This is a genomic window from Streptomyces tubbatahanensis (genome assembly GCF_022699385.1).
In the GTDB taxonomy this organism is placed as follows: Bacteria; Actinomycetota; Actinomycetes; order Streptomycetales; family Streptomycetaceae; genus Streptomyces; species Streptomyces diacarni.
In genome coordinates, this window is record NZ_CP093846.1 from 7,059,590 (window position 1) to 7,079,942 (window position 20,353).

Genomic DNA, 20,353 nt, shown 5'->3' on the forward strand with positions numbered 1-20,353 from the left:
AAGGTCACGGCAGTCGCTCCTTCGGCGCGGACGGCCGCTCGCCGGCCTCCCTGGTGTGCTGGTAGGTCCACAGCTCCTTGAACAGTCCCGGAGCCGCGGTGAGTTCGGCGAAGGTGCCGTGCTGGACGACACGCCCCTTGTCGAGGACGACGATGCGGTCCGCGACGGCCACGTTGGTCAGCCGGTGCGTGATCAGCACGACCGCCCGCTCCTCGGCGAGCCGCCGCAGCCCCTGGAAGATGTGGTACTCGCCCAGCGGATCGAGGTTGGCCGTCGGCTCGTCGAGCACCAGCAACCCCGCGTTGCGGTGGAAGGCGCGGGTGAGCGCGACGCGCTGCCACTGCCCGCCGGACAGCTCCTGCCCGCCGAGCCAGTCCCGGGCCAGCACGGTGTCCAGGCCCGACCGCAGCCCGGCGACGACCTCGTCGGCACCCGAGGCGGCACAGGCGGCCCGCACCGCCTCGTCGCCCCGGTCGCTCGGCTGGCCCAGAGTGATGTTCTCCCTGGCCGTGAGCGGCCAGCGGGCGTAGTCCTGCGGGACGAGAGCGACCTGCGACCACAGGGCGTGCGGGTCGCAGTCCGCGGTCCGCGTCCCGTCCCAGGCGACGCCGCCCGAGGTCGGCAGGTACAGGCCGCTGATCAGCTTGCCCAGGGTCGTCTTGCCGGAGCCGTTGTAGCCGACCAGCGCGACGACCTCGCCCCTGCGCACGGTGAGACTCACCCCGCGCAACGCGTCGCTCTCGGCCTCCTCGTACCGGTAGACCAGATCCTCGACGACGATCTCCCGCGGCCGGTCCGGGCGGTGGGCGCCGCGCCGCATGCGGTGCCCGCCGGCCTCGTCGAGGAAGTCGGACCAGTCGTCCATGTACAGGCCGGTGCGCATGGCGCGGGCCCCTCCCGACACCAGGCCGCGCAGCGCCCCGCCGACCGCCTGGAGCGCGAAGACGGCGGTGCCCGCGTGCCCCACGGTGATGCGTCCGGTGGCCAGCAGCCACACCACGGCGGCCCACACCAGCGCCGAGGCCAGGCCACCGCAGGCGGAGCCGAGCAGCGACATGCGGGCCCCGGTGTCGGCGGCCCGCCGGTCGGCGCTGTTGATGCGCTCGGTGGTGTGCCGGTAGCGGTCGATCAGGAAGTCGGCCATGGTGCCGGCCCGGATCTGGTCGGCCGCGTACCGGTCGCAGATGTGCCAGCGCAGCACCGACAGCATGCGGTACTCACCGTTCGTGCGCAGCTGCGCGAGGTACCGCACCCGCGCGGCACCGATCTGCGCCACCGCCTGCGGCAGCCCCGCCAGCACCAGCAGGGGCAGCAGCAGGGGGTGAACCCCGGCGAGCACGGCGGCCCCCGCGGCGAACGACGCGGCCGAGGCGATCAGGTCCTGCCCCTCGTAGACCAGGTCCTGCGCGGCCTGGGCGCCCCGGTCGGCGGCCTCCCGCTTGTGGTTGAAACCGGGCGCGTCGTAGGCGGCCAGCTCGGCATCGGTCGCGGTCCTCAGCAGCATCCGCTCGGCCTGGCGGGACATCTGCGGACCGAGGCGCGAGGAGAGCCACCCCACGGTGATGCCCAGCAGCGCCCGTACGGCGGCCGCTCCGGCCAGCATCACCAAAGAGGGCCACGCCTGAAGCAGCCGTTGGTAGATGTCCCCGCTGGAGAGCAGCGCGGTCAGGGTGCCGCTGACCGCCAGCAGCCCCATCGCCTGCATGACGCCCGAGGCCGTCTGGCAGGCCAGCAGGCCGACGGCGGCCCACCGGTCCACCTGCCAGGCCAGCGCGAGCGAGCGCCGCACCAGATGGGGCAACCGTCGCGCCATGTCGACCATACGGATCGACCGTCCGGCCGCCTCGCGCCGTCCGGTCACATCCGTGTAGCGCAGTTCCTCGGCGGTCGCGGGTGCGGGGCGGGCCGGGTCCTGTGCGGGCGGCCCCGGCACCGTGTGTGCTGTGTGTGCCGTGTGTGCCGTGTGCGGCCTCACGCCGGCCACCTCCTCGCCGAGGCGCGGGACGCAGGGCACGCCTGGGCGTGTCGTTCGAATTCCCAGGGAACTTCGCGGGTCATCCAGGTCAGCAACACCGTTCTCCTCACATGACGTCTGGTCGGACGCGTGATCGGTAAAACGGGCGGTGCGGTGCCCCGTAACGGGGGTCGCGGGGTGAATTCCTCGAACTCGCGGGCGAACCCTTGCGGTTGAGCGGCGGGCCGTGCGCCGGCGGGCCAGGACCGGAGTGTTCGAATTCGTGACGCGCCGTCCAAGACGGCTCGCGCGCCGTGAACGGCAGGAGCACCGGGCACCGGTGCGGCGTCCGGCCGGATACCGAACCGCAGGTATCCGGCCGGACGCGGGCAGGAGCGGCTGTCTCCCACCGCTGCCCCGCCCAGCTCCGCCTCCGCTGCTCCGCCCCGCCGCCCCGTCCGCGCGCGTGCCTGCGGGGCGCCTGCTTTCCGGGTGCGACACGCTGTCTAGGCGCGTGCCTGGGGCCTCGCTGACGGGGCGCGTGCCTGCGGGGCGTCCCTCACGGGGTGCGTGCCTCCGGGAGGCGCTCTCGGCTCGCGTACTGCCGGCTCGCGTACTGCCGGCTCGCACGGCGCTGTCGGCTCGCGTGACCTCGGTCCGCGGGCCGTCGGCTCACGCGCCGGAGACGGTCAGCTCTCTTTCCTCAGCGGCAGCGGCAGCGGCGGCCCGCGCGGCGAACGGGCACTGCCAGTCCTCCGGCTTCGGGCGGCCCGAGTAGCGGCGCGCCTCCGAGAGCTCCTCGTACTCGTACAGGTTCGGGTTGATGTCGCCCTGTAGCTTGATGTCCTGCTTGCGTATCTTCTCCGCGAGCCTGTCCCACATGCCGGCGCCCTTGATCTGCCCGAACTGCTCGTGGGAGTTGAAGGCCAGCATCGGGAAGGGAGGCCGCCTGCCCCACCGGCGGTGCGTCTCGTGCAGGCCGATGACGAAGAAGGGATGGCCGGCCACGCTGAAGGCGAACTCCGAGGACTGCGGGTCGGGGGAGTAGCCCTCAGCCCAGCGATGGGACTCCGCGTCGTGCTCGTGCAGCCATTGCAGCTGCTGCCACAGAAGTTCCTCGAACCGAAGCTCGTCCACCCCGCGCGGCTGCTCGAACGTCGCGATGAAACTGGTGAACGTGCGGGCGCTCCAGTCCGCCGCCGCCACGAACTCCTCCAGATCCAGCGCCAGCAGCCGGGCGGAATCCGGGCCTCCCAGCGTCTCGTAGTGCCGGTGCGTGATGCCGCCCCGGCGCCAGGCGGAGCGCCCGGCCAGGCAGGAGAACCGGTCTCCCAGGATGAACTCCTCGACCTCGCGACGTGCGTCCGCCGTCACGGCCAGCCTTGCTTCCAACTACGTGCCTCCTCCTCGAGGGGAGATCATCTCCTTCGTGTACGCGTCAGCGCCCACCCCTTTGTGCGCGCGTAGGCGCGCGTTCACGCGCGTCCGGGCAGGACCGGGCGCGCCGTGGGAACGGGGAAGGTCGCCCGGTGATTGTGACGGTCGGCTGCCGATCAACGAAATCCGGGGTCGCCTATTGTCGTGCTGTGGGCTGATCCGATGGCCTCACCTGCGGTTACCTCGTTCCGGTGGCCGTGGGGTGGGGCCTGGCGTGTCGCTGCTCGCGGTCGCTTAGCTGGTCCGTGTGCGCAGGTCTTGGGGATCACCACAGTCGGGCACGGGTGCGGTCTCGCTCGTGCGGGAGAACGCGGTCACGCCGGACGGCGCGGTCACGCCGGAAGGCGTCACCCTGCCGGAGGGCGCGGCCGCGCCGGAACGCGTCGGCACGCCGAACGACCCCGTCACGCCGGGGAGTTCGGGGGCGGCCGGCGGTGCGAGGGGGCACGCGGCGCCAGCGGTGCCGGGAGGGGCGGCGGTGCCGGGTGACGACGTCTTCGCCTGGTCGCGGGAGCTGGTCACTCCCGCGCTGCGGGCGGCGCTGGAAGGGATGCCGTCGCCCGAACGGGAAGCGGTGGCCTTCCATCGGGGGTGGAGCGCGACCGGACAGCCCGCCGTGCGCGAGTACGACCGGGTGGGCGGCCCAACAGGCGCCGGCGGAGGCCCCGGCAGCACGGTCGCCAGTGCCGGTACCAGCACCAGCGGCACTGGTACTCGCGCCGGAGGCCACGGCGGCACCGGCGGAGGGAAAGCGCTGCGGCCTGCTCTGACGTTCCTGTCCGCGATGGCGGTGGGTGCGGCGCCCGGCGCTGTGGTGCCGGGCGCCGTCGCGGTCGAGATGGTGCACGACTTCTCCCTCGTCCACGACGACGTGATCGACGCCGACCCGCTGCGCCGGCACCGGCCCGCGGTGTGGAAGAAGTTCGGCACGCCCGCGGCCGTGCTGGTCGGTGACGCGCTGCTCGCCCGCGCGGTCGCCCTCCTGGCGGCCGAGGGCGGGCCGGCCGGTGAGCGGGCCGTGCGGGAGATGGCGGGGGCGCTGGAGCAGCTGCTGGCGGGGCAGAGCCAAGATGTCGCCTTCGAGCGGAGGCGGCGGGTCACCGTGGAGCAGTACCTGGAGATGGCCAGGGGCAAGACCGGAGCGCTGATCGGCTGCGCGTGCGCGCTGGGCGGTGTGCTGGCCGGGGTCCCGGAGTGGCGGGTGAGCGGTTTGCGCGACTTCGGGCGGCACCTGGGCGTGGCCTTCCAGTGCGCGGACGACGTGCTCGGGATCTGGGGCCGTACCGAGCGGAGCGGAAAGCCGGTGGGCGCCGACGTCACCGCCCGGAAGAAGTCCCTGCCCGTGGTGGCCGCGCTGGCCCACGACAGCGCCGTGGGACGGGAACTGGGCGCCCTCTACGAGCAGCCCGAGCCGTTCACCGCCGAGGACGTGGACAGGGCGACCCGGCTCATCGAGCAGGCCGGGGGCAAGGCCGCTGCCGAAGCGGAGGCGGAGGCACAGGTGGACCGCGCGCTGTGCGCCCTCGCCCGCGCGAAACCGGCTCCCCGTGCCGACCGGAGACTGCGGGACCTGGCGGGCGCACTGATCCGCCGGGACCGCTGAGAGGCCGGGGGAGATGGGTGTGGGGATGACCGGTGTGGGCACGGCCTCGGGCCAGGAGACGTGGGACGGCGAGCCGCTGGCGATCAGCGCGTACGGGCTGAGTGTCACCCGGGGACGCACCAGGGTCCTGGCCGACGTCAGTTTCGGCGTGCCGCGTGGCGCCGTCGTGGGCCTGCTGGGGCCCAGCGGGTGCGGCAAGACGACACTGCTGCGCTGCGTCATGGGGATCCAGACCGGGGTGGGCGGCCATGTCCAGGTGCTCTGCCACGGCGCGGGAGCCAGAGCGCTGCGCACCCGCGTGGGCTACGTGACGCAGGCGCCCTCGGTGTACGGAGACCTGACGGTGTTGGAGAACCTCCAGTACTTCGCGGCGGCGCTGGGACTGCGGGGCTGGCAACGGGAGAACGCCGTGGTCCGGGTGATCAAGGAGGTCGACCTCGCGGCGTGCGCCGACCGCACGGTCAAACGCCTCTCGGGGGGCCAGTACTCCCGCGTCTCCCTGGCCGTCGCGCTGCTGGGCGCGCCGGACCTGCTGGTCATGGACGAGCCGACCGTCGGCCTCGACCCGCTGGTGCGGCGCGAGTTGTGGGAGGTCTTCGCGCGGCTCGGCAGGGCGGGCACCACGCTGCTGGTCTCCAGCCACGTCATGGACGAGGCCGACCGGTGCGACCGGCTGCTGCTCATGCGCGAGGGACGCCTCCTGGCCTCTTGCGACCGCACCGAACTGCTCGCGCACACGGGTACGTGCAGCGTCGAGGAGGCGTTCTCCCGGCTGGTGACGAGCGGCAAGGGCAGCGACGAGCCCGCGGTGACGGCGGGCGCCAAGGTCTCCGCGTTACGGGACACGCTCGCAACGACCCGGTCCCTGTCCTTCTTCCCGGAGGAGTTTGGCGCGTGAAGGTCTTCGACCGGCCGCTGCCGCTCACCGCGAGCGTCACCGTGGCCACTGCCCGACGTGTGCTGCGGCAGCTGTCCAGGGACAGGGGCAGTGTCGTGCTGATGCTCGGCATCCCCTGCATGCTCATGGTGCTGCTCAAGCTGATGTTCACCCACGCGGACGAGACGTTCGCGCGGGTCGGCCCGCAGGTGTTCGGGATCTTTCCGCTGATCGTGATGTACCTGGTGGCGTCGGTCTCGATGCTGCGGGAGCGCACCAGCGGCACCGCCGAACGCCTGCTGACCCTGCCGGTGCAGCGCCTGGATCTCATCCTCGGCTACAGCCTCGCCTTCGCCTTCCTCGCCCTGCTGCAAGCGCTCTCGGCCACCGTGCTGGCGGTCTGGGCGCTCGGGCTCGACACGCGCGGGCCCGCCTATCTGCTGATGACCATCGCCATGCTCGGCGCCCTCCTCGGCCTGGCCCTCGGCCTGCTCGTCAGCGCGTTCGCCCGCAACGAGTTTCACGCGGTGCAGTTCCTGCCCGCCGGTGTGCTGCCGCAGTTCCTGCTGTGCGGTCTCTTCCTGCCCCGCTCCCAGATGCACGGGACGCTCGAGGGGCTGTCGCAGGTGATGCCGATGACCTACGCCGTGCAGGCCGCCGGCGAGGTGGCCACGCACGAGGGCATCACCGGCGTCTTCTTCCGCGACGCGATGATCGTGCTGCTGTGCGTGGTGGCCGTTCTCGGGGGAAGCGCCGCGACGCTGAAAAGCTGACATGAAGAATTCCGGAAGGTCACCGCGTCTCTTTCTCCGGTGACCGCCGGGACTTTCTGTTTCCCGGGGCGCGGACTTTCCGGGAGGTGGACTGCCGAAGGCGCGTGCTTTCACGCACACGGATGCGCGGGAATCCGCATGGGATTCCCGCGCATCCTGCGGGCCGAGATCAGTACCCGGTCAGAAAGACCAGCCGAACCCGCCCGAGACCTGACCGTAGCGGGGCACCGTGAAGGGGCCGAACTGGACGCTGTTGGGGCGCCCCCAGTCCCCTCCCTGGGTGGCGGTGGCACGGGTCGCCTGTGTGTCGGGGGAAGCCGCCATCGCAGCACCCGCGCCGCCGAAGGTGGCCATCGTGAGGGCAATGACCGACGACACCGCGGCGCGACGGAAAAATGACATGAGATCCCCTCCGGGAAGAGTTCGATCAGGCGTCTTGACACGTCAAGTATCGCGTTTCCAGGAAGATTTCACAGCGATTCGGGGGTCAATTCCCACGAAAGGGGAGCGCGTCCTTGTCGGGGATTTCGGCGCTCGAGAGCAGGGTAGGGAGCGCCCGCTGCACGAAGAACGCCGACGAGTGAGGACAGGGACGTGACGAGGGTGGCGGGACGGTTCATCGGGACAAGCGCGGCGGCGTGGGTGGCACCGGCGCTGCTGACGGCGACGGTATGGGGCGGCTGTCTCTCCGTCCCGGCCCAGGCCCAGCAAGCCGACTCACAACTCACCGCGCCGGTAGCGCAGTTCCGCGCGCCCGCACCGCAGCCCCGCGCGCCGGGGCCGCGTTCCGGGGCTCAGGTGCCGCGATTCGAGCCGAAGCCGCCCCCGGCCTGGTCGCCGTCGTGGCAGCCGGGGCCCGGCGGCGGGCCCGCCCCGGCGCGGCCGCGCCTCCCGTCGCGGCCCGGCAAGCCCTCCCGCCCTGCGGCGCTCGTCGGCGCGCCCGCCGAGGTGCTCCGCCTGGTCAACAAGGAGCGCGTCGAGGCAGGTTGCCCCGAGGTGGACGAGAACCGCGCGCTGACACGGGCCGCACAGCGGCACAGCGTCAGCATGGCGCGCACGCGTGTCCTCTCCCACGACCAGCCCGGTGAGTCCGGCCCGGGACGCAGGGTGGCGGCGGAGGGCTACCGGTGGAAGCGGGTGGGGGAGAACGTCGCCCGGGGCCAGCGTGCGGCCGCCGAGGTCGTGCGGGCCTGGATGCGCAGCCCGAAGCACCGCGCCACGCTGACCACCTGTGCTTTCCGGGATGCCGGAGTGGGCGTGGTCAGCGGGGCGCGGGGCCCGTGGTGGACGCTGGTACTGGCCAGCCGCCGCTCGTGAGAGCCGGCCCTCGTCCGGGAGGCCGATCCGGCAGGTGATCAGGCGCCGAGCAGGTCGCGGTCCCACCACCACGCCACGCTCGGCGCCGGCAGCGGGGACCGGTTGGTGTCGGAGGGCTGTTCCGCCCAGTCCAGCGGGTTGTCCTCCGTGGCGTCCGCGGGGCGCAGTCCACCTGAGAGGTAGCGCGGAACCCGCAGGCCCCACTCGGCGTTGCCGCGGATGCCGAAGCTCAGCCCGTCGACGTAGCGGCGCAGTTCGGCGCCGGCGCGGGCGCGCACGTGCTCGCGCAGTTCGAGGAAGCGCAGCAGCACCCGGTCGCGCAGTGCCGTCGCCTCCCGCACGGCCTCCTGAGGCGTCAGGGCGGCGTGCCGCATCAGCACGGTGAAGATGTTCTGGTTCGTGTCACCGTGCGCCACCTCCTTGTGCATCGAGTGGCGGTCGTTGTCGAGCGCGGCAACCGTGATGGCCATCTCCGTCAGCGCCCGCGCGGCCGGATGCGCGAGTTCGGCGGCGGGCACCTCGGCGCCCGTGGCCAGCTCCAGCAGGGCGAAGGTCGGTTCGCCGCCGGAGGAGAGCAGCCGCATCGCCATGAAGTCGTCCAGCTCCGGCATGTGTTCGGCGGCCGCGTTGCCGATCTGCCAGCACACGCCCGACAGCCAGGCGCGGTGCGCGGCCGCGAAGCGCCGCACGAGCGCCGGCTGCCCGAAGGAGCGGAACATGGAGGCGATGTCCTGCAGGGGGCCGATGAACCTGTCGCGGTCGGGCCGCGCGGAGGGGGCCTCCAGGCTCCGCTGCACCGCGCCCGCGAGTGCGTTGAAGGCGGCCGGGCGGGTGCTCAGCGGGCCGGTGTCGCACCGTGCGTCGTCGAACGCGAAACCCCAGTACACCCACAGGGCGGCGGCCAGTAGCCGGTCGTCGTCGGCCACCGGCGCGAACCGCGCGTAGAAGTCGACGCTGTGCGAGGCGATGGCCCAGTTCTCCTCCTCTGGCGTCGCGCACATTCCGCTGTTCCTGATCCATTCCACCGCACGGGTCTCGATCCGGTCGGCCCGGCGGTGGCGGGCCGACTCCAAGGGACACCAGATGGGCGGCAGTTCAACGCTGGTCGACGACACCGGCACCTCGCTTCATGGAAACTGACGAAACTGACAGCTTCAAGCTAAGCGGGTCACATGCCGTGGACACGCTGATTACCGACCAAACCCTCCTTGGGGTGACAGGCCCCGCCCTCCGGAGTCCGGCGTCCGGCGGGCGGGTACGGCGCCGGCCCCGCGGTCATCCGTCGCGACCGTGCCTGTCTTCCCTCGTGGCGCCCGGTCCACCGTTCAGACGGCGGACCAGCCGTCGTCGACGGGCAGTACCGCGCCGTTGACGAAGCTCGCCGCGTCGGAGGCGAGGTGGACGAGGGCGGCGGCCTGTTCCTCGGCCGTGCCCAGCCGGCCGATGGTGGCGCCGATCAGCTTGCCGACGAGCGCAGGACCGTGCGCCCCGGCGGCGGCGTCGACCTGGATGCCGGTGGCGGTGGGGCCCGGTGCGATGGCGTTGGCGCGGATGCCCTGACCGCGGTACATGACGGCGAGGTTCTTCACGAGCCCCACCACGCCGTGCTTGGAGGCGGTGTAGGCGGCTCCCGCCGCGCCGCCGCGCAGGCCCGCCTCGGAGGCGGTGAACAGGACGGAGCCGCGCCCCGCGGCGAGCATGTGGGGCAGAGCGGCCCGGGTCAGCAGGAACGGCGCGGTCAGGTTGACGCGCAGCACGCGCTCCCACTCCGTGTCGTCGGTCTCGCCCAGCGCGGACATCCGGTCCATGATCCCGGCGTTGTTGACCAGGATGTCGAGACCTCCGTACCGCGTCACGGTCTGCTCGACGAGTGCGTCCACCACCTGCTGGTCGCTCAGGTCTCCGACGACCGTCAGCGCTTCTCCGCCCGCCTGTTGTATCTGCTGCGCGGTATGTCCGGCACCGGCCGCGTCGAGGTCCGCGAGGGCCACTTTCGCCCCCTCGCGGGCGAACAGCAGTGCCGCCGCCCGCCCGATGCCGGACGCGGCGCCGGTGACGACGACGCTGCGGCCGGCCAGTCCTGTGGTGGTCATGGAGTCTCCTGCTCGGTTCCGTGGGGGCGGCGCCGCGTCCTGGACGACCGCTGCGCGGAGGGCCGTTCCCCGGTGGGGCCAGGGGGGCGTGGGGTGAGGCGGATGACGGTTCCCTCGCCGTCGGCGGACAGCAGGAGGGTGCCGTCGGGCGCGGCGGTGAGGCCCGCGAAGGGACGGGGCAGGCCCGGCATACCATGCGTGAACAGGGCCGCGTCGGGGCGGGGTCCGGCACCGGGCGGCAGGCCGACCGGCAGGTCCTCGGCCTCCGTGCGCGCCTCGTCACCAAGGCGAGGGAGACCGAACGCAGCCTCCGTGCTCCGGTCTCCACCCAGAACAGCTCGTCGCCCCGGGCCGTCAGCCCTTGCGGTGCGTCGAGCCCCTCGGCGACCACCTCGACGCCTGGTCCGGTCTCCTGCTGGGTGATCCGCAGGACCGCGCCGCGCAGCTCGTCGGTGACGTAGCAGCGCCCTTCCGCGTCGTGGGTCACATCCACGGGCCGGTCGAGCCCCTCGGCCAGCACGCCGACCGTGTCGTCACCGTCGATGGTGAGCACCCGCCCCGCGCCGCTCTCCGCGACGACGAGGTCGCCGTCCGGGCCGACGGTGATGCCTGTCGGCCGGTCCAGGCCGCGCGCTCGCACCCGGGTGGTGCCGCGGTCGGGGTCGTGGGTGCGCACCTGGCCGTACTGGGAGGTGAGGTGGAGCAAAGGCCTGTCGGAGACGACGCCGTGGGCGAACGTCAGCAGAGCGCGGGTGGCCGCGCCGGACGGTGCCGCGTCGAAGGGGACGTCGCGGCCGGGCACCTCTCGGGCGGCGTCGGGGCGCCCGGGTTCGGCCAGCCGGTAGTGGTCGGCCGCGTACACCGTGCCCTTGAGATCGACGGTCACTCCGTAGGGGCCGTCGAGTCCCCGGGGCACCAGGGTGCGGGCGCGGCCGTCGGGGAGCAGTTCGGTGATGCCGCCGCTGGCGAAGCTGGAGACGTACATCCGGTTCTCCGTGTCGAACGCGGCGTTGTCCAGTCCCGTGATCCCGCTGGTGACCAGCGAGCGACTGCCGGTGCCGTGCAGGTCGATCCTGGTGACGAGACCGGCCTCGCCCCGGGAGAGCACGTGCATGACGCCGCCGAGGTCGAAGCGGACCGCGACCGGCTCGTGCACGCCCTCGGCGACCGGTTGCGGCTCGCCGCCGTCCGGTGCGATGCGCCAGACCTGCCCGGTCACCATGTGCGGGTAGTACAGGTGCCCGTCGGGCCCCCGCTGCATGGCGTTGCCCAACGCCAGTCCGTCGGTGAGCACGACCGGGTCGCCGCCGTCGGGGAACAGCTCCCACAGGCGGCCGTCCGGGCGCATCTCGTTGACGAAGAGCCGGTCGCCGACGCAGGTGATGCCGTTGGGCACCTTCACCCGGTCGCTGACGAGGCTGTACGCACCGCCGGGGCTGCGCCGCCACACCTTGCCGGGTACCAGGTCCGCGATGTACATGGAGCCGTCCGCGCCGAAGGCCAGGTCGTCGGGGGAGTGGACCGGACCTCCCATCGGCACCACGACCTCGACCTCGCCGCTCGCCAGATCGACGGCGCTGATCTGCCCGGCCAGGAACTGCGCGACGTGGAGCCGGCCGTCCGGACCGAACGCGACACCGTTGGAGCCCCACAGCGGGTTGGGCGAGCCCAGCCTCGTGGCCGACCACAGGCCGCTCGCCGCCGGTCCGTGCCCCGTCTCGCCGTAGCGGCTCCGTACCGTGCCGGTCGCCGCCGCCTCCGCCGCGCGCCCGCCCCGGCTCACGCGGGACCTCCCAGCACCTCGTCCATGCCACCGCCCGCGCGCCACTGGCGCAGCAGGGCGTGGAAGGCCACGGGACCGTCTCCGAACGACTGGCTCCGCTCTCTGGGCATCCCCTCGTTGTTGTAGTAGCCGGGCGTGCACTCGGCCTGGAACGCGTACAGGTCGGCCGCCTTCTCCCTGATGGTGGCGACCCAGGCCGCCTCGGCCTCGGGGGTGGGCTCCACGCAGCGGGCGCCCCGCTTGCGCGCCTCGGCGACGACCTCGGCCACGTGGCAGGCCTGCTCGTCGAGTACGTGGGTGAAGTTGACGGCGCTGGCGTTCTGCAGCGGCCCGAGCTGGAAGAGGTTCGGGAAGCCGTGGCTGTAGAAGCCGTGCAGAGTGCGGGGGCCGTCGCGCCACGCGTCGGTGAGGGCGATCCCGTCCCGCCCACGGACCGCGAGGCGCCCGGAGAGGATGCCGGAGACGCCGACGTCGAACCCCGTGGCGAAGATGATGCAGTCGACCTCGTAGGCGTGCTCGCCCACCACGACGGCGTGGTCGGTGACGCGTTCGACGCCGTGGGTGTCGGCCGTGTCGACGAGGGTCACGTTCGGCCGGTTGAAGGCCTGGAGGTAGGCGTCGCTGAACGTGGGCCGCTTGCACATGTAGCGGTACCACGGTTTGAGGATCTCGGCCGTCGCCGGATCCTCCACCAGGTCGGACACCCGGTCGCGGATCTCGTTCATCTTCTCGAAGTCGGCGAGTTCGTAGGCCCGCTCCCGCACCTGCGGTGGCACCTTGCGGTGGTCGCGGGCGGGAATGAGCTTCTGCTGGAGGCGCGCGGTGTGGGTCCAGCCGTCGTCGACCAGGTCCTCTCCCGCCTGACCTCCGGTGACGAGCGTGAGGAAGTTGTCCCTGCGGCGGTGCTGCCAGCCCGGGGTCAGTGCGGCGGCCCAGGCGGGGTCGGTGGGCCGGTTGTCGCGGACGTCGACCGAGGAGGGGGTGCGCTGGAAGACGTACACCTGCCCGGCGTCGGCGCCCAGGTGCGGCACGCACTGGATGGCGGTCGCCCCGGTCCCGATGACGCCGACGCGCTTGTCGGCCAGCCGGTGCAGGTTCCCGTCCGCGTCGCCGCCGGTGTACGCGTAGTCCCAGCGGCTGGTGTGGAAGGTGTGCCCCTTGAACGTCTCGATACCGGGGATGCCGGGGAGCTTGGCCTCGCTGAGCGTGCCGCTGGCCGTCACCACGTACCGGGCGCGTATCCGGTCGCCGCGGTCGGTGACGACCAGCCACTCGGCCTCGGCCTCGTCCCAGTGCAGCTCGGTGACCTGGGTGCGGAAACAGGCGTCACGGTAGAGGTCGAAGGTCCGTGCGATGGCGCGGGCGTGCTGCCGTATCTCCTCGCCCGGCGCGTACTTCCACCGCGGGACGTAGCCGACCTCCTCCAGCAGCGGAAGGTAGATGTAGGACTCGATGTCGCAGTGGATGCCGGGGTAACGGTTCCAATACCACGTGCCGCCGAAGTCCGAGCCCTTCTCGACGACCCGGATCGAGCCGAGACCGGCCTGGCGCAGCCGCGCCCCCGCCAGCAGCCCCCCGAACCCGCCGCCGACGACCAGCGCCTCCACCCGGTCGTGCAGCGCCTCGCGGCAGAACGCGCCGTCCGCGTACGGGTCGTCGGCGTAGAAGCCGAACTCGCCCTCGGCGCGCCGGTACTGGCCGCGCCCCTCGGGCCGTATTCGTCGGTCGCGCTCAGCACGGTAGCGGGTCCGCACCTTCTCGATGTCGAAGCCGTATTCCTCCGGCTCGGGCCGGGCCCCGGAGAGGGGACCCGTCTCTTCCGGGTCCGTGACGTCAGGTGATCCCGGACCGTGGGGGGTGGGCATGGGTCTGCTCTCTCTCTTCGGGCGGGGCGGCCGGTCGAGTACGGCGCTCACTTCGGGTGGGGCGGGCGAGCCTGCCGCGGGCCTGGGACTGAGTGCGGGCCGGGCGGTGTGCCGCCGGATGTCACCAGGTGACGGGCAACTCGTGGACGCCGTAGATGACCGCGTCGTACTTGAAGGGCACCCGCGACACCTCCGTGGCCAGTCGCAGGGTGGGGATCCGGCTGAGCAGGGCCGGGTAGACGACCTGGAGTTCCATCCGCGCCAGGGGCTGGCCGACGCAGTGGTGGCTGCCGCCGCCGAAGGCCTGGTGCCGGCGCGCGTTGCGGGTGAGGTCCAGCGTGTCGGGTTCGGGAAAGACCAGGGGGTCCCGGTTGGCGAGCTCGCCCAGGAGGATGACGCCCTCACCGGCGCGGATCGTCTGCCCGGCGATCTCGATGTCCTCCAGCGCCGTCCTGCGGCGCCCGAGATGGACGATGGACAGGTAGCGCAGCAACTCCTCCACGGCCGAGGCGACCACCTCGGTGTCTCCCTCCGCGTCCCGGAGGCGCGCGAGCTGGTCGGGGTGCTGGAGCAGCAGCAGCGTGCCCAGCGTGATCATGTTCGCGGTCGTCTCGTGCCCGCCGAGCAGCAACAGCACGCCCATGGTGGCCGCTTCACGGCGCGTCAGCTCGCCCGCCTCCACTCTCTCCCCGAGCCGGGAGAGCAGATCGTCACCGGGCTGCGCGATCTTCGCACCGACGAGGTCGTCCAGGTACGCGGCGAGCCGGGCGTGCGCCGCCTGCCGCGCCCCGGTGTCGGCGACGGCGGAGACGAGGATCCTGCTGTTGGTCTGGAAGAAGTCGTGGTCCTGGTAGGGGACGCCCAGCAGTTCGGAGATCACCATGGAGGGGATGGGCAGCGCCACGGCCTCCATCAGGTCGGCGGGCTTGGGCCCGTCGAGCATGCGCGCGATGCACGTCTCGGTCATCTCCCGCACACGGGGGCGCAGCGCCTCGACCCGCCTGACGGTGAACGCGCCGCTGACCATGCGCCGCAGCCGCGCGTGCTCCGGATCGTCCATGCCGACGAAGCTCATGTCGGCCTTCCCCGTGTTCTGCGGGGGAACGGGGCTGGGGAAGCCCGGGTGGGAGAAGTCCGCGCTCAGCCGGGAATCGGCGAGCAGGGCCTTCTGCTCGGCGTGGCTGGTCACCACCCAGGGCGTGCTGCCACCCCACGAGCGGACGCGGCTGACCGGGCCGCGCTCGGCCAGCCGGCGCATCCCGGGCGAGAGGCCGAACGGGCAGGTCGAGGAGCGGGGATGCGGGAAATCGGGGAGGTCGGCGGCCTCGACCCAGGGCACGGTGCTCATGGCGCTCCTTCGGCGGTGGGGGCTGGGCAGGTGGGCGGTGCTGACGCGTGCGGTGTTCGGTACTGAGGGGCGGAGGGCGGTGCCGGGCGTGGCTCCCTGAGCGCTCCCGGCGCCGTGCGCGGGACGGCCGTCGCCCTTCGGTATCGGACGAGAGCGACTGTCGTCCGACGGCGCCGGGCGAGGTCGTCGTCCGACGGCGCCGGACCAGACCACCTTCCGTCGGAGCCGGATGAGACAGGCGTCAGGACAGGTGGGGTCGGGCGGCACCGGCGTCAGACGGCCGGGGGCGCGGGGAGTCGCGGCGGGAGCGGCCGCGACGCGGCGGCGCGGCCGCGTGCCGGACGGCTCGGCCCGCGAAGAGGGATCCGGCCACGCGGGAGCGAGGTGGCGGCGCCTTCCGGTGCCGGGGCTCCGCGCGGCCATGGACGGCGCGACGGCCTCCGGTGCGCGCGAAGGGGGATCACGCGTCCTTGCCGACGTGGATGGCGGCGGCAGGACACAGGTCGGCCGCCTCGCGGACGGCCTCGTGACGGTCGGGGTGCGGCTCGGGGGCGAGGAGGACCACGATGCCGTCCTCGTCCCGCTGGTCGAAGACGTCCGGCACGGCCATGGCGCACTGTCCGGCGCCGCAGCACCTGTCCTCGTCCACGCTGATCCTCATACTCAGGCCTTCTCCAGGAAGTCGTCGGAGTCGTCGGGGTGGGTGACGGGCGCTGTCAGCAGTCCGACGACCGCGTCGGTCAGCGCGTCGGCCGTGCGCAGCCAGGAGGTGTGTGGCGCGCCGGTGCCCTCGGCCAGCGCGCGTTCCCGTTCCGCGCAGGTGTGGACCAGCAGATGCCGCGCCATGTCTCCGCGTTCGGCCCGCACCCGCTCGGGCAGCGCCGCGAGGCAGCGGCCGAGGTTGTCGAGGACTTCCCCCAGACAGGGCCGCACGAGTGCCTCGTCGGTGACGAGCGCACGGAGCATCGGGTCGGTCATGACCAGCACCGAGAAGCGGGCGTGCCACGAGGGCACCCCGAGAGAGCCCAGATACTCCGGCACGGGACGCACGAGGCAGCCGACCCAGTCGCGGACGTCGCGGCTGCCGCCGGCCGCGCGCACGTACCGCTGCCGAAGCGCGTCGACCCGCTCCCCGTGCCGGGTCATGATGGCCCGCACGAGCCCGGGCTTGCTGCCGAAGTGGTAGCTGACGGCCGTCACGTTGCCCTGTCCGGCGGCCTCGCCGATCTGGCGGCTGGAGACGGCCGACAGCCCGTGCTCGGCGAACAGCCTTTCCGCCGCCGTCATCAGCGCGTCACGGGTCTCCGTACCGCGGTCGGCCCGTCCGGTTCGCGCGGCGGCGCTCACGGGGTCACCGTCCGGCTGCGTGACGCGCCGTCGGGCGCGGTGTGTCGGGGCACGTGCCCCGCGGGCGGTGGCGTGTCCGGCAGGTCAGTCACTCCGGTGCCTCCCCGGTCGGTGGGCCGTACCGCTCCAGGTGAACACGGGCTTCCGCTATAAGTCAATCGACTGACTTAATAGCTCCCTTCACCCGGAGCGGCGCCATCCGCCGCGGGCCCGCACGCGGGAACCCGCGCCCAGACCCGAGCCGAACACCGGTCAGCACCGCGCCGCACGCCGCGCATCAGGCGGCGTGCGGCGAAGAGGCGGTGTCGGGTTTTGTCAGCTGTGCCGCCTCGTGCGGGCGGTCAGTCCTCGTACTGGGCGAGGGCCAGGCCGAGGCCGAAGAAGGTCGGCGCCCACTCTCCGACGAAGATGCCCCACCGGTCGGCCCGGTCCATTCCGGCGGTCTCGCCCTTGATCGATCCCATCCACGAGACGACCGTGAGTCCGATCGAGACGACGGCCGCGGTGTAGGCGTGCTCACTGCGGAGACCGGCCTCGTGCAGCTTTTTGACGACCATGAAGGCTCCTAGTAGTCGAGGCGGAGACCCCTTCAGGTTCACCTGCGTGCAGCACACCCGCTCTCCCGGTACCGCCGAACGGGTGATCGGCCACCTGGCGCCACGGAGCCGGACCGCGCACCGTCGCGACGACGGGGCACCGCACTCGACGCCCGTCGGGCCCGTTGTCCGCCCACGGGAGACGGGCGACCGGATCGAACCAGGGGACTACCGCGTCGGTCCACCCACCCGGCCCGGTTCAACCCGGTGCCGGATGCTGTGACCGCTCGATCCCTCGTAGCGTCCTTCGCACCGCACGCCGCTTGCGTGCGGTGCAATCGACAGAGGGGGGAACACCTCATGCGCAACCACAAGCGCGCGGCTGTCGTGACAGCCGCGGCCGCGCTGTGTGCGGTGACCGGGGGCGGCGTCATGACGGCGCAGGCAGCGACGCCGGGCCAGAACCAGGCGCGGACGGCGACCGCCGCGCAGCCCGCCCCGGCGCCCACGGCCGACTCGGCGGCGCGCCTGACGGCGAAGTGCCCGTACCCGTACGTGTGCTTCACCAAGGGCACCACCATCCTGAGCAAGTACAAGGACGCGGGGTACTGGCAGACACTCGGCCCCAAGGGCCGGACCGCCGACAGCGCGAACAACACCCGCCACGACGACGTCGTGTACGTCCGCTTCTCCAACGCCAAGACGATCTGCATGAAGCCCGGTCAGGGCTGGGCCTTCAACGGAGCCCATCCGCGGCAGGTCTACATCAGCACTTCCAGCACCTGCCCGTAGTGCGATCCAAGTCGGCGCCACGGCGCTGAGGGCCTGGTCGTCGGCGTCCCCGCCGACGACCAGGCGCCGCACGCGTGGTCCGGAGCGTCAGCCGCCCGCCAGAGAGGACGACCGGACGGCGGCCGCTGCCCGCTTGCGCCGCCTGCGCAGCAGCACGACGACGACCACGAAGACCTGGAGCACGAGTTCCAGGCTCGGCAGGTCGGCGGTCACCTCGGAGCGAACGTGTCCGGTGCGGCGGATCGTGCCGGCGGGCTCACCGTCGTCACCGATCATGGTGAACTCCCGGTCCGCCGCCGCGCTCCGCCGGAACGGGACGGTCCGCCCTGAGCACGTCAGATGCCAGCTGCGGCGCACCCGGTCCGTGGTCGCGATGACCCCATCCTCTTCCCCGCCGGCATCCGCGTCGAGCAGCTCGTAGACGCCGCTGAAGCGGTGCGTGCGGACGAGGTAGTCGACCCCGCCCAGCGTGAACCGCGCGCCGATGCGCCCTCTGCGCAAGGAGAACGTTGTCAGCGCCCGACCGTCCTCGGCGAGCTCGTACTCCTGCGACGGCAGATGGATCCTCTTCGCGTGCAACATGCCCCCATCGCAGCATCGGTCCGCCGGGCGGACCCATGCCATCTGTCATGCATGGCCGGGTGACAATCCGGACGAGGCCGTCGCCCACGGCTGGGCGACGCTTGCCGCATGACTCCCCGCTCCACTTCACGGGCCGACGCTTGTGCGCCACTGCGGCAGACGGGCCTACCATGATCGACGTGGGCGCACGCGATCCGGACGAGTTCTCCGCCAGCAAGTGGCCGGACTGGAGCTTCTGGAAGGACCAGCCGGACAGGGCCGGCGCGTACGGCCGAGGCCGTGCGAGCGTCGCCACGGCCACCGCACTGGCCTCCCTCACCTTGATCGCACGGGCCGACGAGCTCGCGCACGCCTCCCGCCCTCCCCTGCTCACCTCGCTCGCGATCGCCCTCGTCGCCTGCTACGGCATCGGCTGCATGCTGGCGCCCTGGTACGGTCCCGGGGCGATGCGACGGGGACGCGTCGCCATCGTGGCCGCGCTGCTCCTGCTCGGTGCGGCACCCGCCGTGCTGCTCGCGTCGCCGCGCCACCTGACCGATCTGACCTTCGCCCTCTCGATCGGGCTCATGCTGCTGCCGCTGCGCCACGCGCTGCTGCTCGGCCTCGCCGTGGTGATGGGGCAGATCGTCTGGATGCGTCTCGCCCAGGGCGAGGTGGCCTGGGGGCAAGTGGCCATCCTCGTCGGCGTGACCGCGGCACTCGGCACCGTCTTCGCGCTCAACTTCACGATCGGACACCTGCGGGCCGCGCGCGAGCAGGTCAGGAGACTGGCCGTGAACCAGGAACGGGAACGGGTCGCCCGGGACATGCACGACGTCCTCGGCCACAGCCTCTCCACGATGACCGTCAAACTGGGGCTGACGCGGCGCGTCCTGGAATCCTCGCAAGACGTGGCCCTCGCCGTCGAGCAGGTCACCGAGCTGGAGAACATGGCCCGCACGGCGCTGTCGGACGTGCGGGCCACCATCTCCAACTACCGCACCCTGTCGCTGGACAGCGAACTCGCCGGCGCCCGCATGGCTCTGGGCGCCGCCGGCGTACGGGCCGACCTGCCCGCCGCGACCGACACCGTACGCGCCGAACTGCGTGAGGTGTTCGGCTACGTCGTGCGGGAGGCGGTCACCAACGTGCTGCGGCACTCCGACGCCGAACTGTGCACCGTCCGCGTCGGGCCCGACTGGGTCGAGATCACCGACAACGGCGGTTCCACCGGCGAGGCGAGCGCCGGAAACGGGCTCACCGGCCTCACCGAGCGGCTGGCCGCCGTGTCGGGCACCCTCGAACACGGGCCTGCCGCCGGTGGCGGGTTCCGAGTCCTCGCTCGCGGGCCGGCATCGGAGAGCGGCACCGCACCCGCACAGGAGGCCGAGCCGACATGATCCGCGTCCTGCTGGCCGACGACCAGGCACTCGTGCGCGGCGCCCTCGCGGCCGTGCTCAGGATCGAGCCCGACCTCGACGTGGTCGCCGAGGTCGGCACCGGTACCGAGGTGCTGGCCGCAGCCCGGCGCACCGCGCCCGACATCGCGCTGCTCGACGTCCAGATGCCGGGCCGGGACGGCCTGGCCGTCGCAGCCGACCTCCAGCGGGCGCTGCCCGGCTGCCGCACCCTCATCTGCACGACCTTCAGCCGCGCCGGCTACCTGACGCGGGCGATGTCCGCGGGCGCGGCCGGCTACGTCGTGAAGGACTCCCCGCCCGAACAGCTGGTCGACGCGATCCGCCGCGTCCACGCGGGCCTGCGCTTCGTGGACCCTGCCCTCGCCGCGGAAGCGCTGGCCAGCGGCGCGAGCCCGCTCACCGAGCGCGAGGCGGACGTGCTGCGCGCCGCCGCGGAAGGCGGCACCGTCGCCGACATCGCCAGGGCGCTGCGGCTGTCGCAGGGCACCGTCCGCAACCACCTGTCGTCGGCGATCGGCAAGACATCGGCCCGCACCCGCGCCGAGGCGGCCCGCCTCGCGGAGGCCAACGGCTGGCTGTGACCGCCGCGCCGCCCCGCGCGCATGGCAGCGGATGACGCTGAGCGTCGAAGTCGTGGCGCCGGCAG

General features: G+C 72.6%; 18 protein-coding genes and 1 pseudogene. 7 read left to right on the forward strand and 12 right to left on the reverse strand.

The annotated features are described in order from the left end of the window. Positions 1-4 precede the first annotated feature (4 nt). Together MMF93_RS30270 and gntA are read right to left on the reverse strand one after the other, a co-directional pair. Positions 5-1,822, reverse strand: coding sequence for an ABC transporter ATP-binding protein (locus tag MMF93_RS30270; RefSeq protein ID WP_242757856.1), 1,818 nt, complete (start codon positions 1,820-1,822; stop codon positions 5-7). Positions 1,823-2,626: 804 nt separating this feature from the next. Further along, positions 2,627-3,346, reverse strand: a complete 720-nt coding sequence (gntA, locus tag MMF93_RS30275; protein ID WP_242756350.1) for a guanitoxin biosynthesis heme-dependent pre-guanitoxin N-hydroxylase GntA — start codon at positions 3,344-3,346, stop codon at positions 2,627-2,629. Positions 3,347-3,689: 343 nt separating this feature from the next. Between gntA and MMF93_RS30280 the strand changes: the two genes are divergently transcribed. From MMF93_RS30280 to MMF93_RS30290, 3 genes are read left to right on the forward strand one after another with little or no spacing between them, the layout of a single operon-like run. Beyond that, positions 3,690-4,994, forward strand: coding sequence for a polyprenyl synthetase family protein (locus tag MMF93_RS30280; RefSeq protein WP_242756351.1), 1,305 nt, complete (start codon positions 3,690-3,692; stop codon positions 4,992-4,994). A gap of 25 nt (positions 4,995-5,019) precedes the next feature. Then, positions 5,020-5,892 (forward strand): ABC transporter ATP-binding protein, encoded by an 873-nt coding sequence (locus tag MMF93_RS30285; RefSeq protein WP_242757857.1) that lies wholly within the window; start codon positions 5,020-5,022, stop codon positions 5,890-5,892. Then, positions 5,889-6,644, forward strand: coding sequence for an ABC transporter permease (locus MMF93_RS30290; RefSeq protein WP_242756352.1), 756 nt, complete (start codon positions 5,889-5,891; stop codon positions 6,642-6,644). The genes MMF93_RS30285 and MMF93_RS30290 overlap by 4 nt, the downstream gene beginning before the upstream one ends. Before the next feature lie 180 nt (positions 6,645-6,824). Here the strand turns inward: MMF93_RS30290 and MMF93_RS30295 are convergent, their stop codons facing one another. Then, positions 6,825-7,046, reverse strand: a complete 222-nt coding sequence (locus MMF93_RS30295) for a hypothetical protein (RefSeq protein ID WP_242756353.1) — start codon at positions 7,044-7,046, stop codon at positions 6,825-6,827. A 192-nt stretch (positions 7,047-7,238) separates the two neighbouring features. On the opposite strand from MMF93_RS30295, the gene MMF93_RS30300 reads away from it, so the two are divergent. Continuing rightward, positions 7,239-7,961 (forward strand): CAP domain-containing protein, encoded by a 723-nt coding sequence (locus tag MMF93_RS30300; protein ID WP_242756354.1) that lies wholly within the window; start codon positions 7,239-7,241, stop codon positions 7,959-7,961. Positions 7,962-7,999: 38 nt separating this feature from the next. Here MMF93_RS30300 and MMF93_RS30305 read toward each other — a convergent pair whose 3' ends face one another. From MMF93_RS30305 to MMF93_RS30340, 8 genes and pseudogenes are all read right to left on the reverse strand, one after another. Further along, the gene (locus tag MMF93_RS30305; protein ID WP_242756355.1) at positions 8,000-8,962 is read right to left on the reverse strand and encodes a terpene synthase family protein; all 963 of its coding nucleotides are present in this window, start codon (positions 8,960-8,962) and stop codon (positions 8,000-8,002) included. Positions 8,963-9,286: 324 nt separating this feature from the next. After that, a complete protein-coding gene (locus MMF93_RS30310; protein WP_242756356.1) occupies positions 9,287-10,054 on the reverse strand; it encodes an SDR family NAD(P)-dependent oxidoreductase in 768 nt (255 codons plus the stop codon). Next, positions 10,051-11,837 (reverse strand): annotated as a pseudogene (locus tag MMF93_RS30315) (hypothetical protein). The gene MMF93_RS30310 and the pseudogene MMF93_RS30315 overlap by 4 nt, the downstream one beginning before the upstream one ends. Continuing rightward, positions 11,834-13,702: a flavin-containing monooxygenase gene (locus MMF93_RS30320; RefSeq protein WP_242756357.1), complete on the reverse strand. Its 1,869-nt coding sequence runs from the start codon at positions 13,700-13,702 to the stop codon at positions 11,834-11,836. Before MMF93_RS30320 ends, MMF93_RS30315 begins: the two are co-directional and overlap by 4 nt. A 121-nt stretch (positions 13,703-13,823) precedes the next feature. Then, a complete protein-coding gene (locus MMF93_RS30325) occupies positions 13,824-15,050 on the reverse strand; it encodes a cytochrome P450 (protein ID WP_242756358.1) in 1,227 nt (408 codons plus the stop codon). A gap of 460 nt (positions 15,051-15,510) precedes the next feature. Then, positions 15,511-15,711: a ferredoxin gene (locus MMF93_RS30330; RefSeq protein WP_242756359.1), complete on the reverse strand. Its 201-nt coding sequence runs from the start codon at positions 15,709-15,711 to the stop codon at positions 15,511-15,513. Between the two features lie 2 nt (positions 15,712-15,713). Continuing rightward, positions 15,714-16,397: a TetR/AcrR family transcriptional regulator gene (locus tag MMF93_RS30335; RefSeq protein ID WP_242756360.1), complete on the reverse strand. Its 684-nt coding sequence runs from the start codon at positions 16,395-16,397 to the stop codon at positions 15,714-15,716. A 341-nt stretch (positions 16,398-16,738) separates the two neighbouring features. Continuing rightward, positions 16,739-16,954: a hypothetical protein gene (locus MMF93_RS30340; RefSeq protein ID WP_242756361.1), complete on the reverse strand. Its 216-nt coding sequence runs from the start codon at positions 16,952-16,954 to the stop codon at positions 16,739-16,741. Positions 16,955-17,293: 339 nt separating this feature from the next. Here MMF93_RS30340 and MMF93_RS30345 point away from each other — a divergent pair, with 339 nt between their 5' ends. Beyond that, positions 17,294-17,725, forward strand: coding sequence for a hypothetical protein (locus MMF93_RS30345; RefSeq protein WP_242756362.1), 432 nt, complete (start codon positions 17,294-17,296; stop codon positions 17,723-17,725). 87 nt (positions 17,726-17,812) lie between these two features. On the opposite strand, the gene MMF93_RS30350 is transcribed toward MMF93_RS30345, so the two are convergent. Further along, positions 17,813-18,307 (reverse strand): hypothetical protein, encoded by a 495-nt coding sequence (locus tag MMF93_RS30350; protein WP_242756363.1) that lies wholly within the window; start codon positions 18,305-18,307, stop codon positions 17,813-17,815. A gap of 170 nt (positions 18,308-18,477) precedes the next feature. Here MMF93_RS30350 and MMF93_RS30355 point away from each other — a divergent pair, with 170 nt between their 5' ends. Then, positions 18,478-19,686, forward strand: coding sequence for a sensor histidine kinase (locus MMF93_RS30355; protein ID WP_242756364.1), 1,209 nt, complete (start codon positions 18,478-18,480; stop codon positions 19,684-19,686). Beyond that, positions 19,683-20,288 (forward strand): response regulator transcription factor, encoded by a 606-nt coding sequence (locus MMF93_RS30360; protein ID WP_242756365.1) that lies wholly within the window; start codon positions 19,683-19,685, stop codon positions 20,286-20,288. Before MMF93_RS30355 ends, MMF93_RS30360 begins: the two co-directional genes overlap by 4 nt. The last annotated feature ends 65 nt before the right edge of the window (positions 20,289-20,353 follow it).